Source organism: Tunicatimonas sp. (assembly GCF_049647865.1).
In the GTDB taxonomy this organism is placed as follows: domain Bacteria; phylum Bacteroidota; class Bacteroidia; order Cytophagales; family Cyclobacteriaceae; genus Tunicatimonas.
Map to the genome: position 1 here is coordinate 1 of NZ_JBARYM010000805.1, position 12,147 is coordinate 12,147.

Sequence of the window (12,147 nt, forward strand, 5' to 3'; positions counted from 1 at the left end):
CTGAAGCCCCCGGTAACCGGTTACTGTTGAGTAGAGCGTAAGCAAACCAACCATCAGCAGAAACGGACTGAATCGATAGATAGCCAAGCCGAAGGCAGAAACGGCTACGAAGATCATCGCGTAGTAAAAGATTCTACCCGTAGTATTATGCAACTTACCTCCTTTTTTGGCCGCAAACGGAACTACTCCTACAGTAAGGGCGATAAATCCAGCGATGATGTGTAAGATTAAAACGACAGTTCGGGTGGTTTCCATGAGCCTTAATTTTTTTGATAAAGGTAGGTAGTTGAGTATCCTGAAGCGAGTATAACTGACTGAGCGGTGGATAAACCCAGATAAATTGCAGGAAGTGATAGCTTAATCGTTCGGTTGCTCCGGCTGAATTACCTATTTTGGCTGCTCGTACATTAATTGCTTACTTTTTAAACTACATTTTCTATGCAAGAATGGATTTTTTCTTCGGCCAACGAATTGCTTCCTATCCTAGTATCGGCCGTACTGATCTACTCAATGGTTATTCTTTATACTCGCATTTTCGGTCTGCGCAGCTTTTCTAAAATGTCCAGTTTTGACTTTGCTATGACGGTGGCGGTGGGTACCATGCTGGCATCGGCTATTGTCAATAAAAGTCCTAGTGTAGTGCAAAGTGGAGTCGCCCTACTAAGTTTATACTTGCTACAACTGGTTGTATCGCTACTACGGCAGAAATTGGGTTGGTTTAGTCAAGTGGTAGATAACCAGCCGTTGCTTATCATGGATGGCTCTACTATCCTTCACGAAAATCTGAAGAAAGCCCAGCTTACCGAGAGCGATCTACGGGCTAAACTACGGGAAGCGAATGTTCTAAATTACAATCAGGTAAAAGCGGTGGTCTTCGAGACTACGGGTGACGTTTCGGTACTACACTCGGGGGAGGACACTGAGCTTGATCCAGACATTTTGCAGGGTGTACAGGGGGTATCGCGCCTTCGGTAGTTAACGATGAGAATCATCATCCTCTAACATACTTAAGTAGCTGTAGTAGCGGCTTTCAGAAATATTGTCTGCTTCAACAGCATCGCGCACCGCGCAGCCTGGTTCGTGTACGTGGGTACAGTCGTAAAACTTACATTCACCTAGCAATGCTCGCATCTCGGGGAAGTAGTCGCGCAGCTCTCCTTCATTAATATCCATTAACCCTAATTCTTTAATGCCGGGAGTATCGATTACAAAGGTCTGGTCTTCAATCCGAAACATTTCGGCGTAGGTGGTGGTGTGTACTCCTTTGTTAGCAAATGTAGATACCTCCGAAGTTTTCTGCTGAATATCTGGGTGAATCTGATTAAGGATAGTTGACTTACCTACCCCCGAATGGCCCGAGAACAAGCTCACCTTGTTATTGAGGTGCTTATTAAGTCGGTTTACATCTTCAGCATTCAGTGCCGAAATGCTCAGGCAGCGATATCCTATTTGCTCGTACAAATCCATAATAGCAGCCTGTAGCTCCTGCTGATCTTCATCCAACACATCCGACTTGTTGAAGACCAACAGTGCCGGTATGCGAAACGACTCAGCCGAAACCAGAAAGCGATCAATAAAACCCAGTGAGGTTCGAGGAAATACTAGGGTGACGATCAGAATAGCTTGATCGATATTGGCGGCTAGAATATGACCGTGGTGCGCCTTACGGGTCGACTTACGAATGATGTAATTTTCACGAGGCAGAATTTCGGTAATTACTGCCGTATTTTCTTCATCACCCTCTTCGGCAATGGTTACACTATCGCCTACCGCCACCGGGTTGGTCACCTTTAGTCCTTTTATCTTAAACTTCCCTCGCAAACGGCTCGGGTATGTTTGTCCGTTATCGGCTAAAACGCTGTACCATGAACCGGTCGATTTCATCACCAGTCCTTTCATGGCAAAAAGCGTTCAAGGTAATTTACTACTTTCTGGGTAGCCCCGGTGTGGGTTTGCACGTAGTTCTGGCAAATTTCTGCTACTTGCTGTTGCTTTTCTTCATCATTCCAAACCGTTAAAAATTTGTATCGCAAATCCTTCGTATCATTTACCGTAACGGCACCTTTTAACTTTAGCAGATCGTTCGCTTCCCGCACGTGTTGGTAGCTACGGTTGCCAAAGAGCAGGGGCATTCCGAAGGTGGCCGGTTCCAGTATGTTGTGCAAGCTTTTGCCAAAGGCACCGCCTACGTAAGCGAAATCTCCGTACCGATACAAAGAAGTAAGCATTCCTATATTGTCAACCAGCAACACCCGGTAGTTAGATATTGTATTCATTTTGGCTTGGGAATAGCGGATAATTTTATACGGAATATTCTTTTCGATGTAGGACAGATGCTCTTCGTTAATTTGATGAGGCGCAATAATAAATTTCATTCGTTCTTCAAACTCCCGAATGAATGGTAGCAACACTTCGGTATCGGGGGGCCAGTTGCTACCAACAACCATTACTTTCTCATTGTCTTTAAATTCTTCTGCCATTTCTATTTCTTCGGCCTGATGACAAAGAGCCGCCGCCCGGTCAAACCGGGTATCCCCCGCTAAAGTAGTGGACCGTATACCAATATTCTCTAGTAGCTTCCCGGTAAGTTCATCTTGTACAAAATAGTGCGTAATCAGCCGCAACATTCGCCGATAGAAACCACCGTACCACTGAAAGGCTACTGCATCGGGACGAAGCAACGTAGAAACCGATATACTAGGAATGTTATCATGTTTTAATGCTTTCAGATAACCGTACCAAAACTCGTATTTAATAAAAATAGCTACAGTAGGGCGCACTAGTTTAACAAAGCGACGAGCATTAATGAAACCATCGAGGGGCAGATAGCAAACCAAGCTAGCCAGTTCGTAATCTTTCCGAACCTCGTAGCCGGAAGGGGAAAAGAAGGTAATAACAATGTGGGCATCCGGGTACTTTGCTTTTAGAGCTTCAATAACTGGGCGCCCCTGCTCAAACTCCCCCAACGAAGCACAGTGAAACCAGAAGCAGGGTTCGTCTTGCCGTATCTTTGCAAAGGCCTTTAACTGCTTAAATACTCCTTTATGCTCCTGCAAAAATTTGCGGTTTCTTCGCGAAAAAGGGGCTGATAAGTATAGTCCGGCTTTTAGTAAAGTAATTCCAATCTGATATAGCCACATAAACTAGCTGAAAAAGTACATATGCTTATAACGGAGCTTTCAATGATATGTCTCAAAAGAAGTAAAGAAAGGGCAAAACAATCCTATTTTTTCTGAAAAATTAATTACTATTTTCTGTTTACTTAAATCATTTTTGATGGTTCAACTTTTATTGCTTGATGAAACAACGCTTCGTCTCGATATTGCATCCTGTAAGTAGTAAACTCTTTTCTATGCGTTATTTTTGTTGCTATCTTCTATTTTTTTTAGTTGCCACTACATCCCTCGCTCAGGGGGTTCGGGGTATTATCCGCAATGATGAGGGGGAGCCACTATCGTACGCTACTATCTATATTCAGCAGCTAGAAACAGGAACTACGACTAACGAAGAAGGTTACTACGAAATCCAATTAGAACCGGGGGGGTATGACCTGGTTTTTCAATATATGGGCTACGCCGCTCAATCTCAATCAATAACCGTTGGTTCAGATTTTCAAGAACTTACTATTACACTGCCCACCCAAACTATTCAGTTGAAAGAGGTGGTTGTAGAAGCCGGCGCCGAAGACCCAGCCTACACCATTATGCGGAAGGCTATTGCCAAAAGTAAGTATCACCAAATGCAGGTGCAGCACTACACCGCGCAGGTATATGTAAAAGGAGGCGGTCGTGTGAAGAAGACTCCCTTTTATCTGCGAAAATTATTAGAAAAAGAAGGCGTAGATAGTTCAACGGTGTTCGTATCAGAATCGATTAGCGAAATTACGTTCGAGCAGCCTAATACGCTAAGTGAACAAGTGATCTCGGTGCGTAGTTCGGGTGATGATAATGATACTGGTCCGAACGGATTTATCTACGGCAGTTTTTACGAACCAGAAATTGCCGGAGCAGTTTCCCCTCTATCGCCCCGAGCGTTCGCTTATTATCGCTTTCAGTACGAAGGCAGTTTTTACGACCGAGGGCGATCCGTCAATAAAATTCGGGTAATACCTCGTTCGCGAGGCGATAACGTGTTTACCGGATTTATCTATCTTATAGAAGATCTGTGGAGCATCCATAGCCTGAACATGTTTGCCTACAAGCAAGGCTTTAAAATTTTGGCCAAGCAAATTTATGCTCCTGTTCAAGAGGCAGTGTGGTTGCCTGTCACCTACAATATCAATGTAACCGGAAAAATTCTGGGTATTCATTTAGAATATAAGTATTTGGCTACGGTGAGCGATTATGATATCACGCTAAATCCAGACTTAGATGTGGCGGTAGAAGTGGTCGACGAAAAAATAGATAAGGAATTAGCAGCAGCCCTTATTCAAGAAGAGAAGCTGCAAGCCCGAGCGGATACTCTCAGTAATAGTGAAGTGGACAAGTTATTTCGGCAGGAGCAGAAGCTCACCCGAAAGCAGCTTCGTAAAATGTTGCGAGAATATGAGGACGACTTGGAAGAAGAATCCGAAACAGAAGATATAGTCTCGATTACTAGCATGACGGTTGACTCTACTGCGGCAAAATCTGATTCGGCTTACTGGGCTCGGGTACGTCCGGTTCCGCTAAATGAAATGGAGCGCAATAGTTACCGAAAACTGGATAGTTTGGCAGTAGTGGAACGCGAAGAGGAGGAAAAAGAAAATAAAGATGAATCAGGAAGTGGTTTTGATATAGGACGGAAGTTTTCACTGGGCAAGCGGGTTTCGTTCCGATTTAATCTTCCGATACCTTACTATAATACTGTTGAGGGATTTAACATTACTCTACCGCTCAACTTCAGCATAAAGTTGAGTGATTCTACTTCTATTAACCCTCAACTACTACCTCGTTATGCGTTTGCCCGGGGGAGACTGACGGGTAAAGCAATTCTTCCTTATTCTTTTAACGAAGAATGGAAAGTTACTGCGGAAGGGGGGCGCTTTGTGAGTCAGTTCAACGAGGATGAGCCAATTAGCCCGCTACTGAATACGGTGTTCACGCTGCTGGGTAAGCAGAACTTTATGAAGATCTACGAGAAGTCTTACGGAAAGCTGAGTGGTCGCTACCGCTCCGGCGATAAGTTAACGTTACGATCATCTGTAGAATGGACCGAACGTTACCAACTTTTTAACAATACCGATTATGCATTGTTCGACCGCAGCCGGGAGTACACTCCTAATGCTCCACCCAACGTAGAAACTGCTATTGACTTTCCGATACACCAAGCATTCGTTTTTAGCTTATCGGGAGAATACGAGCCATTCTTGAAGTACCGCATTCGCAATGGTGATAAACGTGTGATTAAAAACTCATCTCCGCAATTTCGCCTTACTTACCGTAAGGGAATTTCATCACTATTTTCTAGCGATGTGGATTACGATTTTCTGGAGATTGGAGCTAAGCATCAGTTTGATATTGGCGCGCGAGGGCGGCTATTTGCTAACGTATACGCGGGCAGCTTTCTAAGTAACCGGCAAACCTACTTTATGGATTTCCAGCATTTTGCTGGTAACCGTATTTTCCTGCAAGAATCTGATCCGGTGGGTAGTTACCGCTTGCTGGATTATTACTTGTACAGTACCGAGCAAAGCTACTTCGCTAGTCATCTGTACTATCAGCTCCGCAAATTTTTACTCACCCAGATTTTTGAAGTCCGAATGCTAGGGTTGAAGGAGAACTTCTTCGTCAATTATCTTAAAACAGATGCCTCGCCCCACTACACTGAAGTAGGCTATAGCTTAGATAATATTTTTCGCTTTTTTCGGGTAGAAGCTGTCGCTAGCTTCAACGATACTGACTACATTGACTTTGGCGTCCGCATTGGTATTTCTACTAGTCTGGAGAATATGTTTGAGTAAGGTGCCCGGTAATGACTAGGCAATATGTCTAGTTAGGAACCCTTATATTATGGGTTACGTTAGACAACTTTTATAGAAGCAGTGGACTAATATTCCCTAAAAAAAGATAAATGGAACGAGACTACATTATGAGGCATGTTGAGCAATTAGGTAAAGTAATGGCTCGTATTGTGGAAACCTTTTTAGGGTTAAAATCTAATACTCAGGTGTTTCAGGGTATTGAGGTAGCTAATGAGCAGCTGAAAAATGAGTTAGATATTGATATTAATCATCTGCTTGAATTGGACAGAACGGCACTGAAAGCCTATCTACTAGAACGGAATATCACGGCAGCAAACTTTGAAACCCTATCGGATTATCTCAAAGCAGTGGCTGAACACAAATTATCTGCCAATCAGAAAGAAGCTGACGTTTATCTTAACCAAGCTATCATGTTGTTAGAACTTGCTGAAGAAATATCAGCTACCTATTCCTTTGAAAGAATGGATAAAAAAATGGCTTTAGAAAAACTGCTTCAGCAGTAGCTAAAAACTATAACACTACGCACTATAACACTGTAATACTCTTTCTATTCATCCCACAAATTCGCCATGGTGTAGGAATTACCATCCTGACACCAAAGAGCACCATCAATATAGCGGCGGTGCTTGTCTAGTTCGGCAATCTGCTGCATATCGTCTCCACTGAGCGAAACCTCGGCTGAATCTAAGTTTTGCTTAATCCGTTTCGGGTTTACCGATTTGGGAATAATTGCTGTGCCACGATTTACTCCCCAACTAATGAGTACTTGAGCGGCGGTGCAACCGTGTTTATCAGCAATTTGATTGATGGTAGGCTCCTCTAGCAAATTAACATCGTCTTCTTTCTTTAATCGCTCCGGCCGGTCGTTGGAGCCTAGCGGCGAATAAGCAGTTAAGTGAATGTTTTCACTTTGACAATAATCCATTAAGTCGGGCTGTTGCAATAGTGGGTGCATCTCCACCTGATTCATCTCTGGCTGGTGATTTGCTTGCCCTTTTAAGTCTTTAAGTTTTTTTACGCTGAAATTAGAAACTCCAATATGCCGAACGGCTCCCTGGTCTTTTAGGGCTTCCATCGCTCGCCAGGTTTCAATGATCGGGGCTTCTTCCAAGCTTAGAAAATCTTCTCCTGATTCGGGATAAACCGTGCCCGGTTTAAGAACTACTGGCCAATGCATCAAATACAAATCTAAGTATTCCAGTTGCAGATCAGTCAGTGTTTTCTTCAGAGCTGGTTGCACATCTTCTGGCATATGGGCACTGTTCCAAAGTTTGGAAGTAATCCAGAGTTCTTCTCGTTTCACAGTTCCATCGGAAAAAACTTTATTAAGAGCTTCGCCAATTTCAGCTTCATTGCCGTAAATAGCCGCGCAATCAATATGACGATAACCAACTTTAATAGCTTCAACAACCGCATCGTACACGTCACCCGGATCTGATTTCCAAGTTCCTAGTCCGATGGCTGCCATTGTATCTTTGTTGCTAAATGTTAATTGCTTCATGGATGATTGGTGTTATGGTTTTAAAGTGTTTATGGTTTCGTACGAGCCCTCGGTAAGGAAATTTTCCAGAACGCACAAAAACATTAACACTTATTTGATTAATGACTGGTTAGATGACAAAATGTTTGACTTCCTAAAAACTGAATCAAAATACTTATTACGAATTATTTCGTAATAAGCTTGACATACTAGAATATTTTTCCTTTACTTGTATTACGAAATAATTCGTAATGCTATGAACAAACTGAAATTACTTAAGCCATCGGAAAACGAACTAGCCATTCTACAGATACTGTGGGAGCGGGAACCGGCTACGGTTAAAGAAGTAAATGAGATTTTAAATCAACGGAAGCCTACCGGCTACACCACCACGCTGAAGCTCATGCAGATTATGCATGAGAAGGAGCTGGTTACCCGCACTACGGAAGGAGCGAAGGGGAAGTCCCATTTATACTCATCGGCAGTGACCGAAAAGCAAATCAATGGGCAGTTGCTTGATCAGTTTATTCAGCGGGTTTTTCGCGGTTCTGCCAGCTCCATGGTGATGCGGACGATTGGTCGCTCCGAAATTTCTCCCGAAGAAATTGAAGAAATACGCAATTTTTTAGATGGTTTAGATGATAATCCCCCGTCATGAATTTTTTCACCGAACATCCGCTATTTTCTACAGCCGCTGAGGCATTAGGAATTACTATTTTGCACTCGCTGTGGCAGGGTTTTTTGTCGCTCTTTTTGCTCGCACTATTTCTTCGTTTCGGAAAGGCGAAGCAACCCAATACTCGCTTTACCGTAGCCTTTGCCACTCTCCTAATTTTTCTAGCAGCTTTTGGGGGCACTCTTTGCCAGCAATGGATTGATCTGGCCCCAACACCGGTTATTACACATTCTACTGAGTTTCCTGCCGAGACAATCAGTGTAAGCTCTAGCAGTTTGGCGCAAACCGCACTTAAGCCAACTACTGTGGTTGAAAGCAGTAGCAACTGGGAAACTGGTTTAACCCGACTTACCCAGCTCGCTCCCTGGTTGGCTTGGCTCTGGGTAGTGGGTAGTTTTATTTTTGGCCTACGCTTAGTTAATGGGCTAGTACAAAGTCAGCGGCTGCGGTACCGCACCCAGCCCATTCCCGCCAACTGGCAGCAGCGAGTGAAGAAACTATCTCAACGATTGGGTATCAATCAAGCGGTATCGTATGCTAGTACCAACCGAAGCAATACGCCTCTCACATTAGGTTGGATCAAACCAATTATTCTGATTCCTACTAGTTTGCTGACTATGATGCCTGCCGACCAATTGGAAGCTATATTCATTCATGAACTAGCGCACATTAAACGGCGCGACTATTTGTGGAACTTGATACAGTCGGTAGCTGAGATAATTCTATTCTATCATCCGGCGTATTGGTATATTTCGTCGGTATTGGAGCGGGAGCGGGAACTCGCTTGCGATAAATTAACTATAAATGTTACTCAACGGCCTCGGGTCTACGCCCAAGCACTGTTACAGGTAGCCACTCAGGCTACTCAGATTCCCCTACAAAGTGTAGCCGCATCTGGTAAACGTGGATTATCCGACCGTATTCAGCAAATTATTTATCCGGGCCGAGCCCAACGAGGCATCTCAGTAGCTCCTTTTATCATGCTACTTAGTGTGGTTAGTTTATCGTTAGTGGCTTTTTCCTGGTATCAACCCGATTTCAATCAGGTAGAAAATGACTTACGACTGCCGGATTTCATTGGCTACGGACAGCGATATAACTTTGCGGTTACGTTACCCAGTGAGTTGGCCTCCTACTCGAGGGAAGACTACCTCATTGGCCAGAAAGACTTTACTCAAAGAGTCTCAAACTCCTGGAAATACTTTCGAGAATCTACCGTATATATGCTGAACGGTGAGGTAGTGGAGAACCCGGAGTCAATCAGAATGAAGACTATTCGGCGGTACGAGGTATACTATGATCCAATTCCTCCCTCTTTGCAAAACCTTACTGACCAGAACTATTCAGCGGTAGTACGCGCCTTCACTAATGATTATCCGGTTGCTAAGAAACCGTTTGTGGTAATTGGGCAAATTACTACCCGAGACGGAAGAGAGTACCAGCCAGTGCCTAATATTAAAGTAGAAGTCAAAGAAAGCGGTAAACAAACCTTCACTGATACCTCGGGTAGTTTTCAGTTACCCGCCACGCACAAAGGATCGCTGATTGTACATTGGCCCGATAGAAATCCTGAGGAGATCGCCATTGAAGGCCGAGAATATCACAGTTTGATTACTTACTCTCGTAAAGATCGCTTAGAAAAGTACCGCGATAAACTTCAGAAACGCTTAATTGAGCGAATGAGCGAAGCGGCTTTAGAAGAAGATAGAAAAGCGATACAGCGTGAGATTAATAAGCTAGATAATGCCATCAATTCTTTACAGCGAAATGATACGGATACTATCTTAACCAAAACTATCACTGGCCGGGTAATGGATGCTTTCGCCAATCAGGGTATTGAGGGGGTCTTCATTAAAGCAACAGACGGTACCATCGCGGTAACGGATGAAAAGGGATACTATCAGATATATTTACCCGCTCAAACAACCAATACAGAATTTGAGGTTACCCATCCGGATTTTCCCACCCAGCACACCGAAGTAGATGCTAGCGTGCAAAAAGCGGTATACCTAAGTCTGTTTAAAGAAGAAAATCGGCTAGTTATTACTGGTGAACGGATAGGTCAGTTAGAGGCTGACTCTTCGGTGTATCAGGATTTGCAAGTTAGATTTTTATATGACCCTGAAAATAACACCATGAGATTACTGAGTGAAGCGGAGTTGCTGAACGACACCGTAAATAAAGATGGGTTTTATACAATCGATGATCCAGGTACGCTTTTCACATTAGATGATACTCCGGTAGACCCCCGTACAATCCCCGTAGATTCGGTGGCCTTTACGATGTGGGATAATCAGAATGTTCCTGCAAATTACAATTTTGTTATTCGAGCCTACACGGAAGAAGAGACACCCGAAGAAAAGCTATTGTTCATTTTAGACGGTCAATTGCGAAAAGACATTCGCTCCTTTGACGATGTTGAAGCACTGAATTTGAATATTAAATCTACGGAAACTTCTAAGGGAGATCGCCAATGGCAGAACCTTCCAGCAGAGTATCGGGAAAGAGGATACACTAAGTTAGTAAGAATAATTACTAGAGAATTTAATGGATACATAGCAGACCGAACTGTTCAAGGTAAGCTAGTTGCCACGGGGAGTGGGGAACCGTTAGTTGGAGCTAAGATCAGCGGGTTACGTAATGGAGAAAAATTTTTACTAACTCGTACTGATGAACACGGTGAGTATAAAGTGACATTGCCCGAAGATGTAGAGAAAGTTGAATATTTTTACCCAGGCTATAGTTCAATTGTGATAGTAGATCGTCGTCTGCTTCAGTCATTTCCTATGGCGTGGACGTTGCATTTAAAAAAGGAAGAACTACCCGATAAAGCACCCACTTTTAATAAACAACTATTTGTTTCGCCCAATCCGGGAAGCGATGAAATCAATGTGCGATTTGCCTTAGACAAGCCTAACGGTGTGAAGCTCGAGCTACTAAACAAAGAGGGCACCGTGTTGCATTCAGAAGGGCACCGTTATCTTGATGCTGGCAGTAAAGAAGCCGCTATTTCCACCGCCCGCTTCCCGGCTGATGTATACTTACTTCGCGTGACAGTTGATAATTTCTCAATCACCCGCCGGATTATTTTAAAATAGGACTGGGGTACCTGAATACTTTCTGAATCAAAGGGGGTGAAGCATAAACAGAAAAATAACACTATGAACTATCAAATAATAATCTTTTCACTAAGCTATTTATTGCTTTTTACATTTTGTTCTGATCCTGAACCGAGCAATCCTCATCAGTACCTGAAAGAAGTTCTGTCTAATCTGAAAGAAATAAAATCAGCTACTTATGATTCTTACGCTAAACCTTGGACACCGGGAGACACCGTTCCATCTAATATATACTATCGCTATTATAGAGCATATAATAATCCTACCGATACCACTCTAGGTGCTAGTTGGGTGGTATTGAATGGCCAGGATACTACCCAGTTAGCGTTCGCTTACGATGGTGAAATGCGAGCCTCCGTTTATGAAGAGAAAAAAGGAATAATGATAGACAGTTTTAATGTCAGAAAACTTCCTTTCCGACCGGTAAACGTACCATTTTATCAGTATACTCGAGATATTATAGAATATGCATTGAATACAAAAGATAGTGTCACGTTAAATTTTGAAGACTTAGGCGACACAGTTTATGTAAAGTTAACTATTTATGAAGATAGGCAGGTAGAGTTTTTTGGTAAAGCGCATTACATACCTAAAAGTCCCTACGGTTATCAAGATCCAACCTCCCGGTATGAACTGTGGATTGATAAGTCAACCAACTTACCTTTTAAAAAAAGGCGAGAAATGGAACATAATATCTCAGTGGAAACTGTTGCTAATGCTAAATTTAATACAATGGACATTAAAGATTTTGTAGCCGCATCATACTTCCCGGCCGATTATGAAATCAGGCAATACGGAGAAAAAAGAAAAGTAGCCAGTCCTCACGAACTATTAGGTAAACAAGCCCCTGATTGGTTATTAACCGACGAATATAATAAGCAGGTAGGCTTAAGCGGATTTGAAAGTAAAG

Annotated in this window: 10 protein-coding genes; 6 read left to right on the forward strand and 4 right to left on the reverse strand. The window is 43.1% G+C overall.

The window, feature by feature from the left end:
* A partial coding sequence (locus WBA23_RS23165; protein WP_424584652.1) for a DUF2306 domain-containing protein occupies nucleotides 1–255 on the reverse strand: 255 nt, incomplete at its 3' end.
* A gap of 183 nt (nucleotides 256–438) precedes the next feature.
* On the opposite strand from WBA23_RS23165, the gene WBA23_RS23170 reads away from it, so the two are divergent.
* Nucleotides 439–975 carry a DUF421 domain-containing protein gene (locus tag WBA23_RS23170; RefSeq protein WP_424584653.1) on the forward strand — a complete coding sequence of 179 codons (537 nt, stop codon included), beginning with the start codon at nucleotides 439–441 and terminating at the stop codon, nucleotides 973–975.
* Here WBA23_RS23170 and rsgA read toward each other — a convergent pair whose 3' ends face one another.
* Both rsgA and WBA23_RS23180 read right to left on the reverse strand, forming a co-directional pair.
* Nucleotides 976–1,899, reverse strand: coding sequence for a ribosome small subunit-dependent GTPase A (gene rsgA / locus WBA23_RS23175; RefSeq protein ID WP_424584654.1), 924 nt, complete (start codon nucleotides 1,897–1,899; stop codon nucleotides 976–978).
* The gene (locus WBA23_RS23180; protein ID WP_424584655.1) at nucleotides 1,896–3,140 is read right to left on the reverse strand and encodes a 3-deoxy-D-manno-octulosonic acid transferase; all 1,245 of its coding nucleotides are present in this window, start codon (nucleotides 3,138–3,140) and stop codon (nucleotides 1,896–1,898) included. Before WBA23_RS23180 ends, rsgA begins: the two co-directional genes overlap by 4 nt.
* A 212-nt stretch (nucleotides 3,141–3,352) precedes the next feature.
* Between WBA23_RS23180 and WBA23_RS23185 the strand changes: the two genes are divergently transcribed.
* Nucleotides 3,353–5,941 (forward strand): DUF5686 family protein, encoded by a 2,589-nt coding sequence (locus WBA23_RS23185; protein WP_424584656.1) that lies wholly within the window; start codon nucleotides 3,353–3,355, stop codon nucleotides 5,939–5,941.
* 128 nt (nucleotides 5,942–6,069) lie between these two features.
* Nucleotides 6,070–6,465 (forward strand): hypothetical protein, encoded by a 396-nt coding sequence (locus WBA23_RS23190; RefSeq protein WP_424584657.1) that lies wholly within the window; start codon nucleotides 6,070–6,072, stop codon nucleotides 6,463–6,465.
* Between the two features lie 44 nt (nucleotides 6,466–6,509).
* On the opposite strand, the gene WBA23_RS23195 is transcribed toward WBA23_RS23190, so the two are convergent.
* The gene (locus WBA23_RS23195; RefSeq protein ID WP_424584658.1) at nucleotides 6,510–7,463 is read right to left on the reverse strand and encodes an aldo/keto reductase; all 954 of its coding nucleotides are present in this window, start codon (nucleotides 7,461–7,463) and stop codon (nucleotides 6,510–6,512) included.
* A 235-nt stretch (nucleotides 7,464–7,698) separates the two neighbouring features.
* Between WBA23_RS23195 and WBA23_RS23200 the strand changes: the two genes are divergently transcribed.
* The 3 genes from WBA23_RS23200 to WBA23_RS23210 all read left to right on the forward strand — a co-directional run.
* Complete coding sequence (locus WBA23_RS23200; protein WP_424584659.1) at nucleotides 7,699–8,100, forward strand: BlaI/MecI/CopY family transcriptional regulator; 402 nt, start codon at nucleotides 7,699–7,701, stop codon at nucleotides 8,098–8,100.
* Nucleotides 8,097–11,216 carry a M56 family metallopeptidase gene (locus WBA23_RS23205; protein WP_424584660.1) on the forward strand — a complete coding sequence of 1,040 codons (3,120 nt, stop codon included), beginning with the start codon at nucleotides 8,097–8,099 and terminating at the stop codon, nucleotides 11,214–11,216. The genes WBA23_RS23200 and WBA23_RS23205 overlap by 4 nt, the downstream gene beginning before the upstream one ends.
* Nucleotides 11,217–11,279: 63 nt before the next feature.
* Nucleotides 11,280–12,147 (forward strand): hypothetical protein (locus WBA23_RS23210; RefSeq protein WP_424584661.1); only part of this gene is annotated, 868 nt, incomplete at its 3' end.